The 26,211-nt window shown below is 59.9% G+C and carries 21 protein-coding genes; 16 read left to right on the plus strand and 5 right to left on the minus strand.

Annotated elements, in window-relative coordinates; translation table 11 throughout:
- Window positions 1–21 precede the first annotated feature (21 nt).
- The 7 genes from BGE01nite_RS04325 (at window position 22) to BGE01nite_RS04355 (ending at window position 9,415) form a co-directional block, all read left to right on the plus strand.
- Window positions 22–2,823: a DUF1553 domain-containing protein gene (locus BGE01nite_RS04325; RefSeq protein ID WP_146849038.1), complete on the plus strand. Its 2,802-nt coding sequence runs from the start codon at window positions 22–24 to the stop codon at window positions 2,821–2,823.
- A 4-nt stretch (window positions 2,824–2,827) separates the two neighbouring features.
- Window positions 2,828–4,207: a DUF1501 domain-containing protein gene (locus BGE01nite_RS04330; RefSeq protein WP_146849039.1), complete on the plus strand. Its 1,380-nt coding sequence runs from the start codon at window positions 2,828–2,830 to the stop codon at window positions 4,205–4,207.
- On the plus strand, window positions 4,200–5,009 hold the full coding sequence (locus BGE01nite_RS04335) for a hypothetical protein (RefSeq protein WP_146849040.1): 810 nt from the start codon (window positions 4,200–4,202) through the stop codon (window positions 5,007–5,009). Before BGE01nite_RS04330 ends, BGE01nite_RS04335 begins: the two co-directional genes overlap by 8 nt.
- Window positions 5,010–5,071: 62 nt before the next feature.
- Complete coding sequence (locus BGE01nite_RS04340) at window positions 5,072–6,808, plus strand: sialate O-acetylesterase (RefSeq protein ID WP_146849041.1); 1,737 nt, start codon at window positions 5,072–5,074, stop codon at window positions 6,806–6,808.
- An 88-nt stretch (window positions 6,809–6,896) separates the two neighbouring features.
- Complete coding sequence (pelA, locus tag BGE01nite_RS04345; RefSeq protein ID WP_146849042.1) at window positions 6,897–8,144, plus strand: pectate lyase; 1,248 nt, start codon at window positions 6,897–6,899, stop codon at window positions 8,142–8,144.
- A 25-nt stretch (window positions 8,145–8,169) separates the two neighbouring features.
- A complete protein-coding gene (locus BGE01nite_RS04350) occupies window positions 8,170–8,622 on the plus strand; it encodes a hypothetical protein (RefSeq protein WP_146849043.1) in 453 nt (150 codons plus the stop codon).
- Window positions 8,623–8,671: 49 nt separating this feature from the next.
- Window positions 8,672–9,415 (plus strand): hypothetical protein, encoded by a 744-nt coding sequence (locus BGE01nite_RS04355; RefSeq protein ID WP_146849044.1) that lies wholly within the window; start codon window positions 8,672–8,674, stop codon window positions 9,413–9,415.
- A 6-nt stretch (window positions 9,416–9,421) separates the two neighbouring features.
- Here BGE01nite_RS04355 and BGE01nite_RS04360 read toward each other — a convergent pair whose 3' ends face one another.
- A complete protein-coding gene (locus BGE01nite_RS04360) occupies window positions 9,422–11,254 on the minus strand; it encodes an NPCBM/NEW2 domain-containing protein (RefSeq protein WP_146849045.1) in 1,833 nt (610 codons plus the stop codon).
- Window positions 11,255–11,494: 240 nt separating this feature from the next.
- Between BGE01nite_RS04360 and BGE01nite_RS04365 the strand changes: the two genes are divergently transcribed.
- The 4 genes from BGE01nite_RS04365 to BGE01nite_RS04380 all read left to right on the plus strand — a co-directional run bounded on the left by BGE01nite_RS04365 (window position 11,495) and on the right by BGE01nite_RS04380 (window position 15,464).
- Window positions 11,495–12,736, plus strand: a complete 1,242-nt coding sequence (locus BGE01nite_RS04365; RefSeq protein ID WP_146849046.1) for an NAD(P)/FAD-dependent oxidoreductase — start codon at window positions 11,495–11,497, stop codon at window positions 12,734–12,736.
- Entirely contained in the window at window positions 12,733–13,137 is a 405-nt protein-coding gene (locus BGE01nite_RS04370; RefSeq protein ID WP_146849047.1) for a hypothetical protein, read from the plus strand. The genes BGE01nite_RS04365 and BGE01nite_RS04370 overlap by 4 nt, the downstream gene beginning before the upstream one ends.
- 167 nt (window positions 13,138–13,304) lie before the next feature.
- Window positions 13,305–13,853: a hypothetical protein gene (locus BGE01nite_RS04375; protein WP_146849048.1), complete on the plus strand. Its 549-nt coding sequence runs from the start codon at window positions 13,305–13,307 to the stop codon at window positions 13,851–13,853.
- 72 nt (window positions 13,854–13,925) lie between these two features.
- Window positions 13,926–15,464: a sulfatase family protein gene (locus BGE01nite_RS04380; protein ID WP_146849049.1), complete on the plus strand. Its 1,539-nt coding sequence runs from the start codon at window positions 13,926–13,928 to the stop codon at window positions 15,462–15,464.
- A gap of 178 nt (window positions 15,465–15,642) precedes the next feature.
- Here the strand turns inward: BGE01nite_RS04380 and BGE01nite_RS04385 are convergent, their stop codons facing one another.
- Window positions 15,643–16,905 (minus strand): hypothetical protein, encoded by a 1,263-nt coding sequence (locus tag BGE01nite_RS04385; RefSeq protein ID WP_146849050.1) that lies wholly within the window; start codon window positions 16,903–16,905, stop codon window positions 15,643–15,645.
- A 191-nt stretch (window positions 16,906–17,096) separates the two neighbouring features.
- On the opposite strand from BGE01nite_RS04385, the gene BGE01nite_RS04390 reads away from it, so the two are divergent.
- Both BGE01nite_RS04390 and BGE01nite_RS04395 read left to right on the plus strand, forming a co-directional pair.
- Window positions 17,097–18,122: an aspartate-semialdehyde dehydrogenase gene (locus BGE01nite_RS04390; protein ID WP_146849051.1), complete on the plus strand. Its 1,026-nt coding sequence runs from the start codon at window positions 17,097–17,099 to the stop codon at window positions 18,120–18,122.
- A gap of 136 nt (window positions 18,123–18,258) precedes the next feature.
- Complete coding sequence (locus BGE01nite_RS04395; RefSeq protein WP_146849052.1) at window positions 18,259–19,128, plus strand: hypothetical protein; 870 nt, start codon at window positions 18,259–18,261, stop codon at window positions 19,126–19,128.
- 199 nt (window positions 19,129–19,327) lie between these two features.
- Here the strand turns inward: BGE01nite_RS04395 and BGE01nite_RS04400 are convergent, their stop codons facing one another.
- Window positions 19,328–21,745 (minus strand): Tex family protein, encoded by a 2,418-nt coding sequence (locus BGE01nite_RS04400; RefSeq protein ID WP_146849053.1) that lies wholly within the window; start codon window positions 21,743–21,745, stop codon window positions 19,328–19,330.
- Window positions 21,746–21,929: 184 nt separating this feature from the next.
- On the opposite strand from BGE01nite_RS04400, the gene BGE01nite_RS04405 reads away from it, so the two are divergent.
- Both BGE01nite_RS04405 and BGE01nite_RS04410 read left to right on the plus strand, forming a co-directional pair.
- Window positions 21,930–22,454, plus strand: a complete 525-nt coding sequence (locus tag BGE01nite_RS04405; protein WP_146849054.1) for an ORF6N domain-containing protein — start codon at window positions 21,930–21,932, stop codon at window positions 22,452–22,454.
- Window positions 22,455–22,520: 66 nt separating this feature from the next.
- Window positions 22,521–23,873, plus strand: coding sequence for a POT family MFS transporter (locus BGE01nite_RS04410; protein ID WP_146849055.1), 1,353 nt, complete (start codon window positions 22,521–22,523; stop codon window positions 23,871–23,873).
- Here the strand turns inward: BGE01nite_RS04410 and BGE01nite_RS04415 are convergent.
- Window positions 23,859–24,695, minus strand: coding sequence for a hypothetical protein (locus BGE01nite_RS04415; RefSeq protein ID WP_146849056.1), 837 nt, complete (start codon window positions 24,693–24,695; stop codon window positions 23,859–23,861). The genes BGE01nite_RS04410 and BGE01nite_RS04415 overlap by 15 nt on opposite strands.
- A 6-nt stretch (window positions 24,696–24,701) precedes the next feature.
- Window positions 24,702–25,391, minus strand: coding sequence for a hypothetical protein (locus BGE01nite_RS04420; RefSeq protein WP_146849057.1), 690 nt, complete (start codon window positions 25,389–25,391; stop codon window positions 24,702–24,704).
- Between the two features lie 67 nt (window positions 25,392–25,458).
- On the opposite strand from BGE01nite_RS04420, the gene BGE01nite_RS04425 reads away from it, so the two are divergent.
- On the plus strand, window positions 25,459–26,211 hold the full coding sequence (locus tag BGE01nite_RS04425; protein WP_146849058.1) for a hypothetical protein: 753 nt from the start codon (window positions 25,459–25,461) through the stop codon (window positions 26,209–26,211).

Genomic DNA, 26,211 nt, shown 5'->3' on the forward strand with positions numbered 1-26,211 from the left:
CGGTTTTGATCTTTTGTCTCCGTGCGCTGTTTTTCCTCCATCCCGCTCCTCCTCGCGCTTGCGGCGGCTGATTCGTCAGCGGCGGACGGATGGGCGTTTTTTGAAGGGAAGGTTCGGCCGCTGCTGGTGAAGCACTGCTATGAGTGTCACTCGCAGGAGGCCGGGAAGCAGAAAGGCGGCCTCTTGCTGGACCGCAAGGAGGGCTGGGAGAAAGGTGGAGATGCCGGACCTGCGCTGATCGTGGGGCAGCCCGCAAAAAGCCTGCTCATCCACAGCGTGCGCTATGAGGACGAGGACCTGCAGATGCCGCCGAAGTCCAAGATGGCCCCGGAGGAAATCAAGGTGCTCGAAGAGTGGATCGCCATGGGTGCGCCAGACCCGCGTGTGGAGTCGCTCGCGGCGGCGCAGCCGAAGAAGACGCTCGATATCGAAGCAGCAAGGCAGACCTGGGCCTATCGAGCTTTGCAGCAAGCACCGCTGCCTGCGGTGAAGGACAAGGCCTGGCCGCGCAATGACATCGACACGCTGGTTCTGGCGGAGATCGAGGCCAACAAGCTGAAGCCTGCCGCAGATGCGGATCTGCGCACGCTGAAGCGTCGTTTGAGCTATGACCTCACCGGACTGCCACCGAATGATGCTGAAGCCTCGGACCTAACCTATGAGGCCTATGTGGACCGGCTTTTGCAGAGCCCGGCCTTCGGTGAAAAATGGGGACGGCACTGGCTGGACCTCGCAAGGTATGCGGACTCGAACGGCGGAGATCGCAACTACACTTTTTATCAGGCCTGGCGCTACCGGAACTACGTCATCGACAGCTTTAATCGCGACCTGTCCTACTATGACTTCATCCGCGAGCAGATCGCCGGTGATCTCATGCCTGCGAAAGATGATGCGCAGCGTCGCGAACGCATGATTGCCGCCACCTATCTTTCGTTAGGCCCAAAAATGCTGACGGAGCGTGACAAGGAGAAGCTGCATCTCGATACCGTGGACGAGCAGCTGGATACCATCGGCAAGTCGATGCTCGGACTCTCCATCGGCTGCGCGCGTTGTCACGACCACAAGTTTGATCCCATCTCCCAGCGGGACTACTACGCGCTCGCAGGCTTTCTGCGCAGCACGGAGATCGTCATGGGCACGCGCAATGGCTGCGTGAACGTGGCCAGCTGGGTGGAGCAGGCTCTGCCGAAGTCGGGACCCGAGTTTGCCGAGCTGAAGCAGAAGGTGGAGCGCCTGGAACTCGCCATGCGGCTGAAGGTGGAGCGTGATTTCATGGAGACCGTCGCTGGCTCAAAGGCGCTGACGAAGCTGCCGCTGGCCGGTGTGATCTATGATGAGGCCAGCGCCGAACTGGTGGGGAACTGGAAGGAATCCAAGCTCTCCAAAAACCGCTTCGGTGACTTCTACATCCATGATGACAAGAAGGACAAAGGCGTGAAGAAGGCCGTCTTCCGCGGCGCCCTGCCAGAGACTGGCATCTATGAGGTGCGCATCGCCTATCCGGCGAAGGGGAACTGTGACACGCAGGTGCCCATCACAGTCGAGGCCTTTGATGATGTGCATCAGGTGATCTTTGATCAGACGAAGAAGCCCAGCGTGGGCGGCTTGTTCGAGCCCATCGGCCGTTTCCACTTTGAAAAAGGCGGACGCGTGAATGTGATCGTCAACACCGGCGGCACGAAGGGTTATGTTATCGTGGATGCCGTGCAGTTCATCTCGGAGAAGGACATCGAGCGCGAGTCCATGGCTCTGGCGATGGCAAACGGCAGTGCTCATGGTGATCCGCTGCTCACCATGAGCAGCGCCGCCCTCTCCAAAGAGCTGAACAAGCAGATCGATGCGCTCAAGGATGCGGATCTGGCCATGACGCCGCGTGATTTCGCGGATGCGGGCGATGTGAACCTGCGTGTGCGCGGCGAGGTGAACCAGCTCGGTCCCAAGGTTCCACGCAATTTCCTCAGCGTGCTGCATCGCGGCTCAGCGCCGGAGATTGCCGCAGGCTCCAGCGGGCGTCTGCAGCTCGCCGAATGGATGGTGAGCGCCGAGAACACGCTGCTGGATCGTGTGATCGTGAACCGTCTGTGGGCCAAGCTTTTCGGCAGAGGCATCGTGAGCACCGTGGACAACTTTGGCGTGCAGGGAGAGAAGCCCACGCATCCCGCGCTGCTGGATCATCTGGCGCTGACATTCCGCGCCAGCAATGGTTCCATCAAAACGCTGATCCGCGAGATGGTGCTGAGCCGCACCTATCAACTCGCCGCTGAAGGCAAATCTGAGCGAGTGAAGGCTGATCCAGAGAACAAGCTCTTCGCACGTCATTCGTATCGTCGCCTCGCGGCGGAGGAAATCCGCGACAGCCTGCTGCAACTCACTGGTGAACTGAACACGGAGCAAGCCGCCGCCACCGCCCTGACCTATGGCGAGGACCTCGATGACCTCATGAAGCTCGACAAGCTCATGCATCGCAGTGTCTACCTGCCTGTGGCGCGCAACAACCTCGCGCCTGACCTGGAGATCTTTGATGCGGCGAATCCGGAGATGACGGCAGGTGACCGCCCGCTGACCACCGTGCCCACGCAGGCACTGTATTTGTTGAATAGTTCGTTCATCCAAAAGCAGGCCGCCACTCTGGCGCAGCAGGCCTATGCACAGGCGGATGCCGTGACCTGGCTGCACCAGGCCATCCTGGGACATGCGCCTGAAGATGCCGCTGCGAAACGTGCGCAGGCTTTCATTGATCAAAGCGGCACAGATCGCGAGAAGGCCCTGGCTGATCTCGCGCATGTGCTGCTTGCCTCCACGGAGTTTCTCTTCCTCGAATGACGCCATGAATTCCACGCCGCTCATCACCCGTCGTCATGCCTTGCAGTCAGCCGCCTGCGGCTTCGGAGCCCTCGCCCTGAATGGCATCGCCACAGCTGCCAGCCTGCCACGCGGGCTGCATCACACGCCGAGGGCAAAGCGCGTGATCTTTCTCTTCATGCAGGGAGGTCCCTCGCAGGTGGACACCTTTGATTACAAGCCGAAGCTCCAGGAACTGGACGGCAAGAAGCTGCCCTTTGCTCCCGCGAAGAATCTGGACCCTTCCTCCGCCAGCCAGGCGAAGCTGCTCGGCTCGCCGTGGAAGTTTCAGCAGCACGGTGAGGCAGGTCTTTGGGGCAGCGAGTTGTTTCCGGAAGTCTCCAAGCGGCTCGATGACCTCTGCGTGATCCGCTCCATGCAGAGCAAGGGCCAGTCCCACGGCCAGGCCGTGTGCATGATCCACACGGGTGCGGATAATTTTGTTAGGCCATCCATCGGCTCCTGGATCAGCTACGGTCTCGGCAGCGAGAACGCGGACCTGCCAGCCTTTGTCAGCATCAGCCCGCCCGCCACGCATGGCGGACCTCGCAATTACGGCTCCGCCTTCCTCCCTGCCGCGCATCAAGGCACCACCGTGGGCCGCAGCGGCAAGCTGGGCAAGGATGCCACCTTCCGCTTCCTGAATGCAGGCGCGGATGCCGCGGATCAATCACGCAAACTGGACCTGCTGCAGGCGATGAATCGCGAGCACTTCGAGCGCACGCGCCATGCCCCTGTGGAAGGCATGATCCAGAGCATGGAGCTGGCCTTTCGCATGCAGCGCGAGGCACCGCTCGTCATGGACATCGAGAACGAACCCGCGCACATCAAGGCGCTGTATGGCATCGGTGATGCCGTGACGGACAACTACGGCCGCCAGTGCCTGCTCGCGCGCCGCTTCGCCGAGGCCGGTGTGCGCTACATCCAGGTCAGCACGCCCAACGTGTGGGACCAGCACTCCGAGCTCGTCAAAGGCCACACGAAAAATGCCGCCGCCGTGGATCGTCCCATCGCAGGCCTGCTCGCTGACTTGAAGCAGCGCGGCCTGCTCGAAGACACACTGGTGGTTTGGGGCGGCGAGTTCGGCCGCACGCCCATCGTGCAGGGCGCGAACGGTCGCGATCACAATCCGCAAGGCTTCACCATGTGGATGGCCGGCGGCGGTGTGAAGTCCGGCATCGCCTACGGCGAGACGGATGACTTCGGCTACTACGCCGTGAAGGACAAAGTCCACATGCACGACCTGCACGCCACCATCCTGCACCTGCTCGGCATCGACCACCTCAAGCTCACCTACCGCTACGCCGGCCGCGACTTCCGCCTCACCGATGTGTATGGCGAGGTGGTGCATGGGATCTTTGCGTGAGGTCGATGCGGCAGAGGCAATGATCGGCGGGGAGGCTTCTCTGATGACAGCCCTGGAAAAAATCAAGTTGCCCATGTCACCGGATCAAGGATCATTGTCTCCCATCGAAGATGAGCTTCCAACAACTGTCCGCCATGCTCCGAGAGATTCGCTCCAAGATGCCGCGAGTCACCTCCGAACGTGCCTACGCACAGATGGATCATCTCATGGGGAGGACGACTTCGACCGTCCCGAAAACGAGTGGGCAGCCTTCCGTGCCTGGGCCGAAACGCACGGCCTGATTCTTCCACTGGACTTTCATCCACCTGAAAGGGACGGAGGTCGCGAGCACGACGTGCGTCACGATGAGGGCACCGGACTTTGGTGGAAATATACCAAGCCCAATCTGGCTGGATACACCGTAAGCTGGACGGAAGGCCGTCCCTGGCTGCACAATGCCCTGCCCCTGGATTATCTACAGCGGATGATCTGGCAGAATCATTTGTTTGGCGATGAGGTGCGACTCATCGGCCTTTGGAATCCACAAGGTCACGACTGGCGCATCGTCACCACTCAGCCTCATGTCCAGGGTCAGAAAGCCACGCTGGAAGAATTGGAACATGCGCTGATCCAGGCCGGTTTTGAGGTCTTACCTTGGAGAGGGCTGGGGTATGCAGATTCCCTCTCTGTTCGCAAGGATGGCTTTGACGTGTGGGACATCCATCCGGCTAATGTTTTGCTCACGGATTCCGGGCTGCCGCTTCCTTTTGATGTAATGATCACCTGCACTCCGGGTGTTTCCGCTAATGAGGGAGGCATCTGATTGATGGAGATTGAATCCCTACAAACCTCGAAACATGGGCCGCGACGCGACGTTGAGCGAAAATGCTCCGTTTCATTTTTCCTCTTCTTGTTCTCTCTCCGGGTCTGCTGCTCGCTGAACTGAGTGTGCCGCATTTTTTCTCGGATCATATGGTGCTGCAGCGGGAACGGGCGGCGGCGGTGTGGGGGAAGGCGGATGCAGGGGTGGAGGTGAGTATTTCCTTCAAGGGCAAGTCGGCTTCGGCGAAAGCGGGAGCCGATGGGAAGTGGCGGGCACAGATCGAGACCGGTACTGCGGATACGACCGGGGCAGTGCTGACGATCTCGGCGGGGAAGGACAAGATCACGATTCAGGATGTGCTCGTCGGTGAGGTGTGGTTTGCCTCGGGGCAGTCAAACATGTTTTACACGGTGGGTCGCTCGCCGGAATACGCGGGGCTCATCGCCGAGACGAAGCTGCCAGCGCTGCGCATGTTCAATGCGCCGCTGGTGACGGCGGAGGACAATCAGGAAGACATCGAGGGCACATGGGCAGCTTCGAGACCGGAAACGGTGCCAGGCTTTTCGGCAGTGGCGTTCTTCTTTGCGCGGAAGCTGCATCTCGAGCTCGGTGTGCCGGTGGGTGTGATCAAGTCGGCCTGGGGAGGCAAGCCGGTGGAGACTTTTACCAGTCGTGAAGCGCTGAGCACACTGGCTGGCACGAAGGCGATGGTGGAGGCGACCTTGAAAGCGGACAAGGAGTATGACCCCGAGAAAGCCAAGGCCGCCTATGAAGTGAGCCTGGCGAAGTGGAAGGAGACGATGGCCGCGGCGAAGGGCAAGTCCGCTGAGGAACGCAAGCGCCTGCCGAAGAAGCCCGAGGCACCGAAGCGCCCGCTGCTCACGGAAGGCAAGCCGGGCGTGCTCTACGCGGCGATGATTCATCCTTTCGTTGGCTATACCATGCGCGGGGCCATCTGGTATCAGGGCGAGGGCAATGCGAAGCCTGGAGCCGTGCCGTATGACCAGACGCTGCCGCTGATGATCGGTGACTGGCGCAAGCGCTGGGGCGATGAGTTCTCCTTCTACTACATGCAGCTGGCGAACTTCCACGCGCCCTCCACGGCCCCGGGCACGCCAGATCCATGGGCGCTGTGCCAGGACCGCATGCGCCTGGTGCTGGGCACCACGCCGAAGACCGGCATGGCCATCATCAATGATGTGGGCGAGGCCAATGACATTCACCCGAAGAACAAGAAGGATCCGGGCGAACGTCTCGCGCGCTGGGCACTGGCGAAGGACTATGGCAAGAGCCTTGTTTACTCCGGACCACTCTTCAAAAGAAGCGTAACCAATGATGCAACCATCCGTGTGACCTTTGACCAGAGCGGCACGGGCCTGAAATCACGCGATGGTGGACCACTGAAGCGATTTGAGATCGCCGGAGCCGACAAAGTCTGGCACTGGGCCGAGGCGAAGATCGATGGCACGGACAGTGTCATCGTGAGCAGCCCTGAGGTGAAAGCCCCCGTGGCCGTGCGCTATGCCTGGGCCGCGAATCCAGAGGGTGCGAACCTGGTGAACAGCGAGGGCCTGCCCGCCTCCATCTTCCGCACGGATGACTGGGACGATGTGGAAGCCAAGGTGGACAGCGGCACCGCGAAGGCGCTGGAAGATCGCCGCGCTCTGGCCACGGAGATCAAAGCGCTCTCCGCGCAACGTGCGAAACTGGATCGCAAGAGCCCGGAATACAAGGAAGTGAACAAGAAGTTCCAGGAACTCATGGCCAAGTTCAAGGCGACGGCACCGGCAAAGAAGTGAGCCTCGGTTAGATAGGCACCTGCACATCTTTTCACGTTTTAGGGCATGACAAGGGGTGGATCTGTGGATCATATATGATTATCCAGCCATGAAACTGCCCTTTCTCGCCTCCTTGATCTGCTTGTTGGCTCTGACGAGCTTTGCAGCCGACGACAAGCCTTTCACGATGCTCACGGATGAGCTGATCGCGAAGCTGCCGGAGGCGGAGAAGGGGGCGTGGACGGGCTACCTGGCGAAATCCCGGGAGTTTGCGGTGACTGAGCGGCGCATCCTGGCGGAGGAGAGCCAGAAGGCGGGGCTGGAGAAGCCGAAGCCAGCACCGGGAAACAGCGGCGAGTTCGAGCCGGACATGGACGCAGCGGTGGAGACCTTTGCGGATGCGGCTAACCAAAAGATCGCCGAGGTGGTGATCAGCTACCAGACACCGACGGGTGGATGGTCGAAGGCGGTGGACTATGCCGCCGGGACACGCCAGCCAGGCACGCAATGGACCTCGCAGACCGGCAATGCCTGGCACTACTGCGGAACGTTTGATAATCGCACCACCACGGAGCAGCTCAAGTTTCTGGCGGCGGTCTTCACGGCGACGAAGCGTGAGGATGTGAAGGCGGCGCTGATGAAAGGGCTGGAGTATGTTTTTGCTGCGCAGTATCCGAATGGCGGCTGGCCGCAGAATTATCCAGTGGAGACCGGCTATCATGAAGCCATCACGCTGAATGATGATGCGATGACGCATGTGCTGGAGTTGCTGCATGATCTGGCGGAAGGGGACAATCATTTCGCCTTTGCCGATGCGGCGCTGAAGGAAAGAGCGAAGGCAGCCTTTGATCGCGGCATTGCTTGTTATGCCGCCATGCAGGTGAAGATCAATGGGCAGCCCACCGTGTGGTGCGCGCAGCATCATCCGCTGACGCTGGAACCAGTGAAGGCACGGGCGAAGGAGCCGCCGTCACTCAGCGGCGCGGAGTCGGCGAACCTGGTGAAGTTTCTCATGCGCAGCGGTCCGACCACGCCGGAGACCGTGGCGATGATCGAGGCGGCGCTGAAGTGGTTTGATGCGCATCGCATCACGAACCTGCGCAAGATCAAGAATGACGCCGGCAAGACCGATTATGTTACCGATGAAGCTTCCACCGAGGTGATCTGGGCGCGCTTCTACGATCTGACAACGGGCAAGCCCATCTTCGCCGGGGCGCAGGACGGCATCGTCTACAATAGCTTTGGGGAGATGGCCGCGAAGAACAAGGTGGCCTATGATTTCTTCACCACGCGTCCGAAGGAAGTGCTGGAGAAGGAAGAGCCGAGGTGGCGGAAGAGGCTGGAGAAGGAGAAGTGATTATTCGAATCTCAGTCATCTCATCATGATTGATCGCTTCAATGACCTGCCGCTGGAAGTCCGGAAACAGATTCAACTGTGGCTTTGTACTGAGGCTATCAGAGTCTGGGAACGTCATTGTGAGAAGAATCCAGCCATGGCCTATGTGGAAACAGTTTGTGGCACTCGACAGGTCGTTGACGTTTCACTACCTGCAGCGGCACTGCGCTGTGTTATCGAAGGCAAAGACGTCGAAAAAGTGAAATCACGCTATGGCGAGCCCATCGCCGCGATGCAGGACGAAGGTTTGGTTTTCCCGGATGAGGTGACGTTTGCCTATTATGCCATCTACAACCTCTTCGGGAGGCATGTGCTAGGTCGTGCTATCGACGACTGGTTGATTGCGAACCAGGCTCTGTCGGCGCAGGGAACTCAAGCAAACTTCAGGGTCATGCTGGGCGCTGCGTTTGCCGCCGCTGGAGTTGACTCTGACGATTGATTATCACACTGCGCTTGGCCTGTGTGTTTCAATGCGTATGAGATAGCGCATGCGCATCTTTCTGCTTTCCGCCCTCCTCACCGTTTCCGCCCTCGCCCAGGATTCCACGGCCTGGCTGGAGAAGAATGCCACTCTGATCTTCCATGAAACTTTCGAGCGGGAGGAGGATGGGAATCTGGCGGGGGCGATCGGCAATGGGTGGAACAGCGCGACGGCGAATCGTGCGCCCAAGATCAAGCAGGCAGATCTGGACGAGGGCATCCTGAAGGTGAGCAGCGCGACGGTGGAGGCGAAACATGCGGCGCATATTCATCACGAGGCTGGCTTTACCGATGGCGGTGCGGCGGTTCGCTTTAGGTTTCCTGGGCTGAGCAAGGACGAGACCCTGCAGCTCGGCTTTGTGGATCGTGAGCTGAAGGGCGTGCATGCCGGACATCTCTGCTACGGCGTGGTGAGGCAGTCGTCCGTGACCTTGATCGATCACAAAACGGGCATCATGAATCTGGAGAACAAGAAGCGTCGTGACGAGGCGCTGGCGAAGAAGGAGAAGGTGCCTGCGGACCTGGAAGCACTGTATAAGACCAAGACGATCGTGGCGCCCTACAAGGCTGACACGGAGTGGCATGAACTGATCCTGATCACCGAGGGCGATGAGATGCGCCTAACCATGGATGGCAAGCTGATCGCTAAGCATCGTTCGGAAGGCTATGCGCATCCGATGAAGCGCTGGTTCAGCTTTCTGATTCCAGCGACGGTGTGGATCGATGATGTGAAGATCTGGAAGGTGAAGTGATGAAGATTACTTCGCTCTTTCCAAAGTGGGCTCGGCCCAAGCGCCCCAGGCACCGGAGATGCCGTCTTTTCCCTGGATGCGGAGGGTGAGTTTCTGCATGCCTTGCACGTCGATCTTGAAGGACTGAGTATCGCCGGACTTGAGGGTAGGAGATTTCCAGAGCTCGCGGCCATCACCGAGGATGGTGGCTTCGACGGGGCCGTAGCCTTTTTCGAGCAGGCAGGCGCTGCCGGTGAGGGTCTGCCACTGGCCGCCGAGATCATACTCATAGGTGGAGTCGGCATGAGCGTAGAGGCCGTGATTGATCAAACCTTCAGGGCCGATGAGCGGGCCGCCTTCCGGAGTGCGATCATAGTGCACGCCGCTCCAGCCGGTGGAGGCCTTTAAGGGCGCCGCATCGGAGAGGACGAGCGTGTGAATCGTGGTAGGAGTAGCCGCGGGAGATGGTTTGTCGTTCGCGGTATCGGGTGCTCGGAGGCGGCGGATGAGCGCCTGCACATCGGGGTGGAGCTTGGAAAGCTGTTCTTCGTTGATATGACCACTCTTGAAGTTAGGCCACTGCTTGTCGAACTCGAGCTTCTGCACGGCTCTGGACACATCATAGGCACCCCCTTCGGTGATGCGGGCATTCATCGTGAGACCTTGAGATGACCAGACTCCGGCGGTGGCAGCACCATTCACGGCGACAGCCACAAAATGCAGGGCGGTGGTGGTCTTCTTGTGTTCGGGAATGGGTAGAGTGAGGCTGATGCTGCCTTTGTCATCCGGGATGGCGGCGGCGATCTCGCTATCGTAGTCGCCGCCACCGGCGGGGTCGGCATAAGCGAGCACGGTATGCACGGGGAGATCAGATTTCAGAGAGGCGGTGACATGGAGGCCATCGGAGGCGGGTTTGAGCTGCCAGTCATCAAAGGCGGCCTTTAACGGTGCGGCAATCTGCTTCACGCTGCCGGAGAACTGCGGATGCGCGGCGAGCTTCAAGGCATGCGGGAGGGAGAGGAAGGAGCCTTTGTCTTCACCACGCAGTTCATTGCCATAGGTGCGGTTGCCGGAGCCCATGAGGGCGGTGCCGCGGAGACGGCGGGCTGGCGCGCACTCTTTGCAGTGTGGGAGGCCCAATGCATGACCGAGCTCATGGCAGACGCCGCCAACAAAGATGCTGTTATACTTGCCGAGAGAGATGCGGCCATATTGGCGATCCTGCAGATGCTGATCGCGGACCGGGAGCAGGGCTGAGTCGAGCAGTGGTGAGTCCACCTGCCAGGCGGTGCCGCCCTGGCTGTTGCCACTGGCATAGTAAGGGCTGTGGTGGCTCATGATGCGGTTCGTCGCGTCCCAATCGGCAAGGTTGCAGAAGATGACGAGGGTCTCTTTTTCGCCATCGATACCGGCTTCGCTGAGTGCCTTGAGGCAGTCCTTGCGGATCTCCCGGCCGTCCTTGCCATCGGCCTCGCTGCACTCCTCAGACTTGAGTGTACCTTTGACCATGTGGAGATGCAGGAGGCCATCTTCTTCGAGATCGAGCTGGATGCTGCGGCCGGGGAAGCCCCAGGCAGTCATCTCGCGCAAATAGAAAGCCTGGATGTGCTGCATGACGCGGGTCAGGCGGGCGCGGTAGTCGGGCTGCGGCTCGCGGTCCTGCGGAGACCAGTAGCAGATGCGCATGAGCCGTTTGGTTTTCTGCGGAGCGTCTTTTTCCCAGCTCTCCAGCATGGCGCGGGCACGGTCGAGATCCTGAAGGGTGGGCTCGCCGGGAAACATCTCGCGGCGTGGTGAGTCCGCGAGCAATGAGCTGGTGAGGAGAGTGAGAGCTAGGAGTTGGGAGAAGAGGCTGGTCATCTAGATGAGCGGAGCTTGAAGGAGGATGATACGGACGGCTTGTCTGAATTCGCAGTGGTGGGTGTGGATTTGGGAAAATGGACCTCAGCCATGGAGGAATGGAGAATGGAAAACTGAGAATGGAGGAATGGCTCAGGAGGGAGACTTCGGGAGAGGCGCTGGAGTAGCGTTTGTCTGAAATCTCAGCGGGCAGACGGTGATTGTGCAAGACGAGTGAGGAGGATTGCGCATGCTCCGGGCATGCCTTCGCAAGTCACCATTCTCGGCGCAGGGGTCATCGGCCTCTGCACGGCGCTTTATTGCGCACGGAGAGGCATGACGGTCTCAGTCATTGAAAGGAAGACGCGGCAGCGTGATGGCTGCTCCTTTGGCAATGCGGGGATGGTGGTGCCGAGTCACTTCATTCCACTGGCGGCGCCAGGCATGGTGGCTCTCGGGCTGAAATGGATGTGGAATCCAGAGTCGCCCTTTTACATCAAGCCGAGGCTGGACGCGGACCTCATGAACTGGGGCATGCATTTCTGGAAGGCAGCCTCTCAATCACGCGTGAATGCGACTGCGCCGGTGCTGCGAGATCTCAGCCTGCTGAGCCGTGAGTGCTTTGCGGAGATGGGGCTGGACTTTGGCCTGGTGCAGAAGGGGCTGCTGATGCTGTGCAAGAAGCAGGAGACTCTGGATGACGAGGCGCACATGGCGGAAAAGGCCCGTGCACTGGGCATTCCTGCGGAGGTGCTGGATGCGAAGGCCACGGCGGCACTAGATCCTAACGTGACCATGGACGTGTGCGGCAGTGTGTATTTCCCCAAAGACTGCCATCTGTCTCCGGCGCGGTTCATCGCGGCGCTTGAAGCAGAATTGGTTCGGCTGGGGGTGAGCTTTTTGTGGGAGACAGAGATTCAGGGCTTTGAGATGGAGGGAGATGCTCTGCGCATGCTCAAGACATCTCGTGGCCGGATCAAGCTTCAGGAGGTGGTCCTGTGCGGCGGCGTGTGGTCAGCGGAGATGGCGAAGGAACTAGGCCTAAAAATCCCGATGCAGGCGGGCAAGGGCTACAGCCTGACGCTGACGAACCCCAAGCAGCTTCCGGACCTGTGCAGCATCTGCACGGAGGCGCGGCTGGCGGTGACACCGATGGACGGCACACTGCGCGTGGGCGGCACCATGGAGATGGCCGGCATGGATGAAAGCGTCACCCAGCGGCGTGTGCGCGGCATCACACGGGCCTTTCCACAGTATTTCCCGGCCTTTGATGAACGTGACTTTGCCGAGGTGACGCCGTGGAGCGGGCTGCGTCCGGTCTCGCCGGACGGCATGCCTTACATCGGTAGAACACAACGCTGGAAGAATCTCACCGTGGCCACGGGTCACGCGATGATGGGACTGAGCCTGGCGCCCGCGACGGGGAAGATCGTGGCCGGTTTGATCGAAGGCGAGGCATCGCCGGTGGCGCTGGATTTGGTTTCGCCGGATCGCTTTGCATGAAAATGATATCCCTCGCTTTGCTGCTCCTTGGAATGCCAGCTTTCGGGCTGGACCGGCCGCAGTTGCAGATCCTGAATGCGGGGCCGAAGGCGGTGGAGATCTATTGGGAGATGGAGGACGGGCATCGGGTGCCGAACGGCAAGATCGAGGCTGGCGAAGACCGCATCATTGGGACGACGATTGGGCATCGCTTTGTGATCGTGGACGGGAAGAGGGAAACAGGCGTGGTGTGCCAGGTGAAGGTGCAGGGATTTCGCTATGATCCTGAGGCGGCGGATGGCGTGCCGCGCTTTTACACGCAGCGGGCGGACGCGGGTGGTTATCCCATCGTTGGTTCGGCGAGGCTGAATCCCTATGCGCTGAAGGAGGCGGTGTATCTGGCGGACCTGATGCTCACCTAGAGGCCAGATGTGCGCGCGGCAATGATCGCCAGCGGATCACGTCTGTGCATTCTGGCGCATGATGAGTTCACCACGGACCAGCCGGAGTTTGCATGGCTGGGGAAGCAGCCGGTGCCCGAGTTTGATGAGGTCCGGCGAAGGATTATCGTGATGCGCGGGCGCGTGGCATGGGCGGCAGCGCCACGGATCCTTTCTGCTCCTGCGCGGAAGAAAATCTGCTGGGGTATGAAGGCGATCCTTACCCGACCGAATGCATCTTCATCCATGAGTTCGCGCACAACATTCATCTGCGTGGCATGGCGAATGTGGATGCGACCTTTGACACGCGTGTAAAGGCTGCTTATAAAGCGGCGATGAAGGCGGGCTTGTGGAAGGGCAAGTATGCAAGCGTGAATCATCACGAGTATTTCGCCGAGGGCGTGCAGTCGTGGTTCGATAACAACCGCGAGAATGATCACGATCACAACCAGGTGAACACGCGCGCGGAGCTGCTGGAGTATGATCCTGGGCTGGCGGCGCTGTGCCGTGAGGTGTTTGGTGACACGCAGCTCAAGTACACGAAGCCTGTGACAAGGCTCACGGGACATCTGGAAGGGTATGATCCGGCGAAGGCACCGCGCTTTGTGTGGCCGGAGAGGCTCAAGAAGGCGAAGGAACTGATCCACGAAGCAGCGCAGAAGCGGGACAGGGAGGCAAATGCGCAAAGTGCGAAGTAAAGGTGTGGGATGCTCGCGGCAGGTATTGCGATTTCGGTGAAGTATTCGGGGTGCCTGGGCCGTTGAGAGCGCATGTGTTTCTTCCGACCTGTTTTGACTCTCCTGGCTGTGTTTGGAGTCTTGATGCTTTCCGCACCCTCGGGCCTCGCGGCGCGGCCGAACATTCTTTTCATCCTGGTGGATGACCAGTCGGCGTTTGATCTGAAGATGTATAACCCGAAGTCGACGCTGGAGACGCCGAACCTGGACAAGCTGGCGAAGGAGGGGATGGTCTTCGATGGGGCGTATCACATGGGATCTTCGATGGGCGCGGTGTGCACGCCTTCGCGGCACATGATCATGTGCGGGCGCACGGTGTGGCATCTGCCGGTCTCGCCGTGGGGGGCGAAGACGAGCCCGCCGAACCTGGAGCAGAACACAATGCCAGCCGTGTTTAACCGTGCTGGCTATGCGACGATGCGCACGTGCAAGATGGGCAACAGCTACGAGGCGGCTAACAAACTATTCACCGTGCGCCGTGATGCGACGAAGCGCGGCGGCGACAACGAGAGTGGCAGCACCTGGCATGGTGACCAGGTGATGAACTACCTGAATGAGCGCGCGGCCACGAAGGACACGGAGCGGAAGCCTTTCCTCATCGACTTCGGGTTCTCACATCCGCATGACACGCGTGATGGAAGGCCGGAACTGCTGGCGAAATATGGCGCGACGAACCACACGGATCCGAACACGCCGCCTTCAGAGCATTCAAAACAGCCGCCGCTGCCGGACAACTATCTGGCGAAGCACCCTTTTGATAACACGCATATCGATGTGCGTGACGAGGTGGAGGTGAGCGGGGTGTGGAAGCATCGTGATGAGGCGAGCATCCGCAATGAGATCGGCCGCCAGTATGCGTGCAGCGAGAACATTGACATCCAGATCGGCCGCGTGCTGGAGAAGCTGAAGGAGATGGGCGAGCTGGAGAACACCTACATCATCTACACGGCGGACCACGGCATCTCGATCGGCCACCACGGGCTGATGGGGAAACAGAACCTGTATCAGCATGCGTGGCGCGTGCCCTTCATCGTGAAAGGCCCGGGCATCCAGGCCGGATCACGTGTGGAGGGAAACATTTACCTTTTGGATATCCTGGCCACGCTTTGTGATCTGGCGGGGATTCAAGCGCCAGAGAGCAATGAGGGCACAAGCTTCAAGCCGGTGCTGGAAGGGCAGAAGAAGGTGATCCGCGAGGTGCTTTATGGGGCCTATGCCGGTGGCAGCAAACCAGGCATGCGCACGGTGAAGCAGGGTGACTGGAAGCTGGTGCAGTATGAGGCCCCGGACCGTGGGGTGAAGGAGACGCAGCTTTTCAATCTGGCGGTGAACCCGGAGGAGTATCTGAAGGAGCACGGCAGGAAGGAACCACTGCAGACGAATCTGGCCGCAGACCCCGCGCATGCGGAGAAGCTGAAGGAGATGCAGGCGCTGCTGCTGTCTGAGATGCGTCGACTGGAGGATCCGTGGCGGTTTGCGAATCAACCGGGAGATGATCTGCCTGCACCTCCACCGCCGGCGGCGAAGGGGGCTAACAAAAAGAAGGGTGAGAAGAAAAAGGCGGAGGAGTAGTCCGGAAGGCTGAAGTCGGAGTCCGGAGTTGGGCGTTCGGCCTTGCGGGGCGGATGAAAGGTCTGGAGTGGGGGCACTCGCGCTCCAAAGGTGCTGGGGGGCTCGTTGCTCCAGTGCACCCTGACCGCCTAAAGGCGGGGCTCCCAACGTGAGCGGGCGCGGGCGTCACTCTGATCATTTACTTTTCGGCGAACCAACTTTTTGACAACGGACTCGTGGCGAAGAACTCGAGCAGTTGCTTGGCCACTTTCTGGCGGCCTGGGTCACTGGGATGGGTGCCATCGCCGCCGAAGTCGTCTTTGACATATTTGAGGTCGTCGGTCTTGCGGCCTTTCTCGCCTTCGGACCAGAGGTAGGGGCCCCAGAGGAGCAGGGGTGATTTGGCGGTGGCCAGGGCCTCGTCTCCGCTGATCTGCTGCTGGATGAGGTGGCGCACGGCAAAGGCGCCCTCATAGGCGTAGGGCTCGGGGTTCAAGCCGGTGGTGGCATAGCCGCCGTAGATGCGGCTGCCGAGGTAGGCGATGCGCAGGTTCGGGAAGCGGTCTCTAAGGTTATGCAGGACCTTGATGGTGTCTGCCTCCAGGATTTTGAGATGGTCGGTCTTGGCACCGGAGGGGCCGGCATTGGCCAGCTTCACCCAGGCCACCTGCACCTGTTGCGGTGTGACGCCGGACGTCTCCAGCCGCCGCATGGCTTCCGGCCAGGGGCGGCCGTCTGGAGGTGCCCAGGCGGCCATGGTCTGGCCACCTTGGGCACAGTCCACGATGGTGAGCTTGCCTGACTTGCGCGGGTCCCCGTCCGCAATGCGCTTGAAGACGGAGAACTCCTGGGTGGCGTTTGACATGCTGATGGAGACAAAGACGACCTTGCCGTCCGCCGCCGGCTTGCCCTCGGCATTCAGGGGCTGGATCTGGGCCAGGGCTGCCTCGGCGGACTTTTGCAGCTCCGCAGGAGGTTCGTTGCTGCCCTTGCCATAGAGGCCGCCGTCCTCGCCCTCGTAGCGGGCCTCGGCGGTCATGTCCGTCAGCGGGGTCATGGACTCCGGGGCCTTGCGCTGGTTCGCCTGGCCGCCACGGCCACCACCACCTGGACTGCCACCACCACCTCCAGCCCGGCGGCGCATCTCCTTGGCGCGGTCGAGGTATTTCTGGTCCTCGGGGCTGAGCTTTTCACCGCCCTGCTCCCGGCGGATGAGATCCTGCGCACGGGGCCAGTCGATGGCTTCGCCGGGCTGCTGGCCTCCTTTGCCCTCGCTCTCACGGGTCGCCATGGCCTTGCGGACATAGGCGGTTTCCTCCTCGCTGAGGGTGCCGCCACCCTGGCGCTTTTCAAAAAGCTGCCTGGCCTTGTCAAAGTCGATCGGTGCATCTGCGGACTGGCTGAGAAGGCAGATCGGGCTGGCCAGGGTGAGGGCGAGCAGGAGAAGGGGTGGAAGCTTCATGGCGGGAATCTTCAACACCAGACGGGCGGGTTGGGTGCGGTCCGTGCCTGCCCAGGGGCGGATTTCCGGCAGGCCCGCCCCGTCCTTGCATTCCTGGAGATCGACCCTAGTTTGCGCGCCCTTTTTCGGGGTCTTTTAGCCAAAACGCCCCTTCCCAAACCCAAGCAACAAACACACATCAGACAAAGACCATGAGCAATCTCAAGCATGTCGCGGTCGTCGGCGCCACCGGAGCGGTGGGTGTGGAAATGCTGCGCTGTCTGGAACAGCGCGGTTTCCCCGTCGGCCAGCTCACCCTTCTCGCTAGCGCCCGCAGCGCCGGAAAGAAGATGAAATTCAAAGGTGAGGACGTGACCATTAAAGAGCTCACTCCAGACAGCTTTGCCGGTGTGGACATCGCCCTCTTCAGCGCGGGCGGCGGCATCTCGCGCGACTTCGCCCCGCATGCGGTGAAGGCCGGAGCCGTGGTGGTGGACAATTCCTCCTACTTCCGCCAGGACCCGAGCACCCCGCTGGTGGTGCCGGAGATCAATGCGGCAGACGTGAAGACCCACAAGGGCATCATCGCCAATCCGAACTGCACCACCGCCATCTCCCTGATGGCGCTGTATCCGCTGCATCAGGCCTTCGGCGTGAAGCGCATCTTTGCCAGCAGCTATCAGGCCGTGTCCGGAACGGGCGCGCAGGCCATCGAGGAACTGGCGAACCAGTCCCGCGAATGGGCCGCTGAGAACCGCGCCTGGGATGCTGCCAAGCTGGACAGCAAGCCGCACGTCTACCCGCACCAGATCGCCTTCAACGCCATCCCCCACGTGGACAGCTTCCTCGAGAGTGGCTACACGAAAGAGGAGATGAAGATGGAGAACGAGGGCCGGAAGATCATGCATCACCCGGACTTCCGCGCCTCCGTGACCTGCGTGCGCATCCCCGTCTTCCGCAGCCACAGCATCGCCATCAGCGCCGAGTTCGAAAAGCCCGTGACGGTGGAAGCCGCCCGCGAGGTGCTCAGCAAGGCCCCCGGCCTGGACGTGCTGGACGATCCTGCTGGCAAGGTCTACCCACTGGCCCTGGACATCGCCGGACGCGACAACTGCGCGGTAGGCCGTCTCCGTGTGGACTGCGCCCTGGACAACGGCCTGTCCTTCTGGGTGGTCGGTGACCAGCTCCTGAAAGGCGCGGCGCTGAACGCGGTGCAGATCGCGGAGTGCCTGGTATAAGGCTTCGTTTCGACATTCCTCTGGGGGCATCTGTCCCGGTCCATTTCCGACCGGTCAGGTGCCCCTTCACTTTAGTATTCCCTTTTGCCCGGTTTTTGGCTTCAATCCCGGCAAATCCCCCCCGATTCCCCCCGCCATGCGTTTTTTTGTCTTTCTGACCCTCTGCCTCTGCGCCGTCCAGGCCCGTGGCCAGTATGAAATCTCCCTGAAGCTGCCGCGCTCCAATTTCATGGCGCTGGAGGGGATCACCGCGACCGTGCAGATCACGAACCGCAGCGGCACCACGGCCGTGCTCGGTGGCCCGGGACGCGCAGACTGGCTCTCCTTTGAAATTCTGAGCGGCGCTGGCAACTCCCTGGCGCAGATGGATGTGGACGGCTCTGACCTGCTGCAGGTGCCCGCCGGTGGCACGGTGCAGCAGAAGGTGGTGGTCACGAATGCGTACGCCCCCGCCGACATGGGCAACTATGCGATCAAGGCGCGCATCCTGGATTCCAAGAGCGGCACCCACTATGAAAGCGACCGCACGCGCTTCAGCATCATCGACAACAAGCCCATGTGGGAGCGCAGCTTCGGCGTGCCCGAGGGCATGAAGGACGCGGGCGCCGCTCGCCGCTATGCACTCCATATCTTCCGCGACTTTGACAGCACGTCCCTCTATGTGCGGCTGATCGATGACCGCACGGAGACGAGGCTGAATACGTATCGCCTGGGCCCGCTGAGCATGATCCATGATCCGCAGATCACCCTGGACTCACAGAACCAGCTTAACGTCCTCTTCATGGCACAGGCGCATGTCTTTGCCTATGCCGTGGTGGCCCCGGACGGCAAGCTGGCGAAGCTGGCCTACTACTCGGACGAGAAGAACGGCCGCCCGATGATGCAGCAGACGGACAAGGGCCTGATCCAGATCGCCGGTGGTGAGTATTTTGACCCGAACAAGCCCGAGGGGAACGCCAAGAAGGTGGGCGGCAAGCCAGTGTCCAAGCGGCCGCCGGGCCTGTGAAGAGGTGACCTTTCCGTTGAGTTAGATCGGAAGGCCTTTCTGAAATTCGAAGACCTGGCAGCGCCGTCGAGAGGGATTGAGCGCGGCGCATCTGTGTGCGCACTGAATGACTTGTGAATGAAAAGTCAGCGCATGCGCGCCGGAGAGGCACGGCTGCTCCATGCCTCTCCTCGCCCTTGATAAAGAGCCTAACAAACGATCATTTCTTGCCTTTGGCTGAGGCGGCGCTGAACCAGTCGCCACCACCTCCACCGCTGCTGCCGCCGCCGCCGAGATTGCCGAAGGGGTTGTTGTTAAAGCCGCCACCGCCGGAGCGATTGCCGCCGCCCTGACCACCACCGCCGCCGGGACGACCCTGGCCGCCACCAGCACCCTGGCCTGCGGGACGTGGTCCGCCGCCACCTCCGCCACCCTGTTTGCGCTCGAAGTCAGGCTTCGATTTCAGGCTGAGGGCGATGCGCTTGCGCTGGATATCGACTTCCATGACCGTGGCCATGACTCGCTGGCCGACCTTCACGGCTTCCGCAGCATCACGCACGAAGCTGTCGCTGAGCTGGCTGACGTGGGCCAGGCCGTCCTGGTGCACGCCAACGTCGATGAAGGCACCGAAGGCGGTGACGTTCGTGACCACGCCGGGGAGCTTCATGCCCACCTGCAGGTCCTTCATCTCGTTCACACCTTCCTGGAACTTGAAGACTTCAAACTGCTTACGCGGGTCGCGACCAGGCTTGGCGAGCTCGTTCATGATGTCCTGCAGCGTCGGGAGACCGACGTCCGTGCTGACATACTTTTTCAAGTCGAGCTTCTGGCGAAGGTCCGCCTTGCCCATGAGTTCGGCGACGGTGCAGCCGAGGTCAGCGGCCATCTTTTCCACCAGCGGATAGCGCTCTGGATGCACGGCGCTGGAGTCCAGCGGATGACCGGCATCACGGATGCGCAGGAAGCCCGCGGCCTGCTCAAAGGCTTTGTCACCGAGGCGCGGGACCTTCATGAGGTCTTTGCGGGACTTGAACGGGCCGTTCTCATTGCGGAAGGCCACGATGTTTGCCGCATGCGTGCTGTTCAGGCCGGACACATAGCTGAGGAGCTGCTTCGAGGCGGTGTTCACCTCCACGCCGACATTGTTCACGCAACTGATGACGATGTTGTCCAGACCGTCTTTGAGCTGCTTCTGATCCACATCGTGCTGATACTGGCCCACGCCGATAGACTTTGGATCCAGCTTCACAAGCTCCGCGAGAGGATCCATGAGACGACGGCCAATGGAGACGGCGCCACGCACGGTGACGTCATGGTTCGGGAACTCCTCACGAGCGACCTCGCTGGCGCTGTAGATGGAGGCGCCGCTTTCATTCACCATGATGACGGGGATGTGTTTTGGCACACCGATCTTGTTGATGAAGCCTTCGGTCTCGCGGCTGGCGGTGCCATTGCCGATGGCGATGGCTTCGATCTTGAAGCGCTCGACCAAGTTCAGCACGAGAGTCTTCGCGTGCATGAGGCTGTTGCCTTCACCGAGCAGATAAATGACGTCATTGAAGAGAAGCTGGCCCTGCGCATCGAGCACCACGGTTTTGCAGCCGGTGCGGAAGCCTGGGTCAATGCCGAGCAGACGCTTCTGACCGAGAGGTGCGGCCATGAGGAGCTCGCGCAGGTTGTCGGCGAAGACCTTCACGGCATCCGCGTCCGCCTTCTTCTTGGAGTCGAGACGGAACTCGGTCTCCATGCTGGAGCTGAGCAGGCGCTTGTAGCTGTCGGCGCTGGCTAGCTTCATCTGCTCGGTGCAGGCATTGCCGCCCTTCGTGAACATCATGGTGACGATCTGCACAGCGGTCTCTTCCGGCGGCTGAATGCGCATGAGCAGGTAGCCTTCTTTCTCACCACGGCGGATGGCCAGCATTCGGTGGCTGGGGATGGACTTGAGCGGCTCGGTCCAGTCGAAGTAGTCGCGGAACTTCTGTGCTTCCTCGTCCTTGTCTTTGCCATACATGACCTTGGAAACCACGGTGCCTTGATCGGCGAAGAGCTTACGCAGAGCCGCACGAGCCTCGGCATTGTCGCTGATGCGCTCGGCGATGATATCGCGAGCACCGGCAAGAGCATCGTTCGCATCTTTCACGCGCAGCTCTTCATTCTCATGATCTGGATTCACCAGCTTCGCAGCTTCGGAAGCGAGGTCCGCACCGGCGGTGAGCATGTTCGCCTCGATGAAGTCGGCGAGAGGCTCCAGACCTTTCTCTTTGGCGATCGTGGCACGCGTGCGGCGCTTTGGACGGAAGGGGGCAAAGATGTCTTCCAGGACGTTGATCGTCTCGGCCTTCTCGATCTTCGCGCGAAGCACGTCCGTCATGAGCTTGCGCTCCTCCAGGGACTTCACGATGGCGGCGCGGCGGTCATCCAGGACCACCAGCTGCTCCATGCGGTCCTTCACGTTCTGGATCTGCACCTCGTCCAGCATGCCGGTGGCTTCCTTACGATAGCGGGAGATGAAGGGCACCGTGGCACCATCGGCGAGCAGCTTGGCGGTGGCACCGACCTGGATGGCCTTGATGTTCAGTTCCTTCGCCACGCGTTCGACGTGGGCGACATTGATGTTCAGTTCAGCAGCGGCAGACATTTGGAGGAAAGGGGTTGTGGCGCGGCGCGCCGGGTTGGAAACGCTGAGTTAGCGAGACGTGACGACCGCAGCAAGATGAAGAGTTTTGAGGGGAGAAATTAAGTCCCTTGACGGGCCTCGGAAACGGCGGTGCCAGAGCCAGGGAGAGCTTGTCAATACACGGAATTTTTGGTGTGAATCAGAGATGGCGGCGAAAAAGACCTTGGAAATACCCATTATCACTGTGCGCGGGCAGCGTGTGCTGCTGGATTCTGACCTGGCGGCTCTGTATGAAGTGCCCACCAAGGCGTTCAATCAGGCGGTAAAGAGAAACCTCTCCAGGTTCCCTGATGATTTCTCCTTCGTGCTCTCAGGGGAGGAATGGCTTCACTTGAGGTCACAATCTGTGACCTCAAGTTCAGAGCATGGCGGCAGGCGATATCCACCTCGAGTCTTCACCGAGCATGGAGCCCTCATGGCGGCCTCGATTTTGAACAGTGACCGAGCGGTGGCGATGAGTGTGTATGTCATCCGGGCGTTCGTTGAGATCCGGGAAAAGCTGGCAGCCAACCAGACGATCCTCAAGCGGCTGGCGGAGATCGACCATACCCTGCTCATTCATGATGCTTCACTGCGGGACATTTACCAGAAGCTACGTCCGCTGCTTACGCTGCCACCAGAACCGCCCGGCAAACCCAAGCGAGAGATTGGCTTTCATACCAAATCTTAAATATTGACACTTTTTCCACTATATTGAACAACCTGGGGCCGTTCTTGCTCCTGCCCTAACAATCGCATGTCCTACCGCACCAGCCCCGCCCCCCTGACCACGATGCCGCCCGGCATCCCTTACATCATCGGCAACGAGCTGGCGGAGCGGTTCAGCTTCTATGGGATGCGGACGATCCTGATGATCTTCATGACCCAGTCATTGATGACTCATGGTGGAGCCAAGGATATCATGAGTGAAGCCGAGGCTTCGACGTGGATGCATTACTACATGGCGGCCGTGTACTACACACCGCTCATTGGTGGATTGATCGCGGACTTATGGCTAGGGAAGTATCGAACGATCATTTCCCTCTCCATGCTATACTGCCTGGGACATCTCATTCTGGCCATTGATCATACACGCACCGGCCTGTTTTGGGGTCTTGCGTGCGTGGCGCTCGGTGCTGGCGGAATCAAACCCTGTGTCGCGTCTCATGTTGGAGATCAATTTGGTTCCGGAAATTCACGTTTGTTGCCCAGGATCTATAACTGGTTTTATTTCTCCATTAACTTTGGCTCGTTCTTCTCCACCCTGCTGACTCCATGGTTGATGAAGCACTACGGGCCTCATGTAGCCTTCGGGGTGCCGGGGATCCTCATGTTCATTGCAACGGTCATGTTTTGGATGGGAAGGAACAGCTTCGCCCACATTCCCCCTCAACCGAAAATGTTCATGGAAGAGCTCCTTCGGCCTGCGGTGCTGCGTTCTCTGGCAGGACTGGTGATGATCTTCCTCTTCATTGCCATGTTCTGGAGCCTCTTTGATCAAACTGCTTCTCGATGGGTGGCGCAAGCAACGAGAATGGACCTGCACATGTTTGGAATCGAGGTGCTGCCTGACCAGATCCAGGCAGTGAACCCGCTGCTAGTGCTGGTGATGATCCCTCTTTTCTCCCTCGTAATCTATCCGTGGACCAACCGTGTCTATCAGCTCACTCCACTGCGGAAGATTTGCATCGGCTTTGCTGTGGCCGCAGTTTCCTTTGTAATCCCGGCCTTGGTGGAGAGCTGGATTGCCGCCGGCGAAAAACCGAGCATTTGGTGGCAGGTACTCGCCTATGTCTTGATCACAGGGGCGGAGATCATGATCTCCATTACCTCTCTTGAGTTCAGTTACACACAGGCTCCTGCGCGGCTAAAGTCCTTCATCATGGCGCTGTATTACTTCGGTGTCGGCTTGGGCAACACCTTCACCTCGTTGGTCAACAAGTCGATTGAGAAAGCTGGTATCGCAAGCAGCCTAACAGGCGCTGGGTACTACTGGTTCTTTGTCAAGTGCATGGCCGTCACCACGGTGATATTCGTCTTCGTCGCCATGTTTTACAAAGGCCGGACCTATCTACAGGATGACAAGGATGTGGTGTCACCGGGAGCTTGAGGCTTCCCGCAGTTTGCCAAACACACTGCGAATCTGCTCCACATTGCCGATGGCGAGCACGACTTCGTATTCAAAAACGAGGCCAGGCTTCAGCGCGAAGGTCTGGAGTGGCGCGGCGTAGCTGACATCGCCCTTGTTCCCCTCGCGCACACGGTAGCAGGTGGCTTCGTGCGCATGCGGGCAGAGGATGCCGAGGCCGCTGTCCTTGGCATCCACCCAGGCCAGCCAGGGCTCGCTGAACTGGATCATCTCATTTGGAAAGCCGGGTTGCTTGCGGGTGAGCTGGCCGTCCTTGCTAATGTAGACCAGGGTATCGAGCGCAGGCTTCACAAAGAGCGCCGGAAGCTCCTGGTGATAGGGCTTGTGCTCTTTGTCCCCACTGTAGCTCATCTTGAACTTCAAACGAGCCAAGCCGCCCTCGAGACGCAGCCACTGCTCCAACGTGACTTCTTTGAGAAGAGCACCCGTGGCCCAATGGCGTGGATGCATTTTGGCGTAAATTTCGTTAGGTGATTCGCGAGAATTCAGCACGAGCGCCGGCTCGTTCTTCCAAGAGCCGCCCTGCACGGGATTGTAGCGCCAGGGTTTGCCGTTCCAGTCGCTGCCATCCGTGTCGCCATAGTAGGACTGCTGGAGATAGCGGCCCACGTCATAGGCATTCAGCAAATTATCTTTGGAGCCGGAGTGGGAAAACCAGCCCACGCAGGCCCCGGCGCTCATGTTCACGCCGAGTCGGACGTGATCGTTGTCCAGATAAACCCAGCGCTCCGCAGCGGGAGCGCTGAGGGTGATCAGGCAGAAGATGGCAGCAAGCAGACGCATGAGGCATCAGGGCTTGGCCACACCCTTGAGACTGAAGTCGTCGTAATGCACGTCGATGGCGTTCGTGGTCAGGCTGACGAGGCTCTTGGTGTCATGATTGATGCCAGGAGACTTGAAGCTTCCCACGGCTTGTCCGTCGATGCTGACGCGGATCTCATCGCCCTCGGTCTGCACCACCAGTGTGTGCCAGTCTTGAAGCGTGAGCTTCGCCGGGAAGCGCTGCACCTTCGTGGCCAGCATCTTCTTTTCATCTTCGGTGAGCTGGTTGGCCTTCTTGCGGTCATAGAGACCATTGGCGAGATCAAAGCCGCCCGTCTTGGCATCTGCCACCTGCACGCCGGTGGGGCTGATGGTGGCCTGGCAGATGTGACCGGCGTGGGAACCTTTGTAGTTCTTGTCATCAAACCAGACATTGAAGCTCTTCGCCTTGTCGCTCACGAAGCGGAACTTCACCGTCACTTCCAGGTCGCGCTCGCCCTCGAGGCGGATGTTATCCACCGCGCTGTGATCGGAGGTCGGAGCCGTGATGCCCACAAGCATGCCGTCCTTCACCACGCTGGAGCTTTTGTAGTGGCCCCAGGCCTTGCCAAAACCCTCGCCGGAGAAATCATCGGCAAAAATGACGCGGGAGTAGTCGGCGGCGAGGGCTGCCGAGGAGAGAAGACTGAGAGAAAGGAGCAGTTGGAGAGGTTTCATGGGGCGGAAGAGAACGCCGGTGAATCCGCTCTTTTGCGTCTTCATTACTTCTGCTGTCATTTGTTTCATGCTCACTGCCCCCAGTCCCCATCTTTCAGCGCCTTACCGCTGCGGCTGGCTGCTATGGGCCTTCGTCATTCTTGCTTCGTCATTCGTCATTCCTACGGCGCGGGCGCATCCCTCGGACATCAGCTATCTGAAGGTGAAGGTGGAGCGGCAGAGGGTGGAGATGCGCTTCACCTTCAACCTGCTGAGCCTCACACGCTTCGCGCCTGGCATGGATGCGAACAACGACCGGCAGATCGACCAGGTTGAGATCGAGTCTTCGAGGACTGCTTTGCTCGACTACCTCAACAAGCACATCCAGGTGCAAGTGAATGAGAAAGAGGCCACGCTGGGCACGGCAAGCCCCTTTGAGTGCGTCTGGCCTGCGGTAGAGGGAAAACACATCGCAGCGGAGGCAGACTATCCTGTGCGCTATGTGGACATTGTCTTCACGCAGGAGGCCAAGCCTGTGCTGGCGGATGTGTGGCTCGGCTTTGACATCTGGCGGCAGACGGGTCCGCTGGGGAGCATCGAAGCCACCTATGCGCAGGATGATCTGATGACGCAGGTTCCTTTTTCGATGAGCGAACCCGACTACCTCTATGACACGGGGTATGCTGTGGAAGATATTTTCAAGGCCGAGGAGCCGAAGCCCGCATCCAAAGAGTCAGATGCCGTCAAGCAACCCTACTGGATGAGCCACCCCCTTGAGCTCATCATTCTGCTGATGTGCTTTTTGCTATTCGTTGGCTACGTCATCCGCCGTCACAAGTGA

The organism is Prosthecobacter gellanilyticus (assembly GCF_007992435.1).
Lineage (GTDB): Bacteria > Verrucomicrobiota > Verrucomicrobiia > Verrucomicrobiales > Verrucomicrobiaceae > Prosthecobacter > Prosthecobacter gellanilyticus.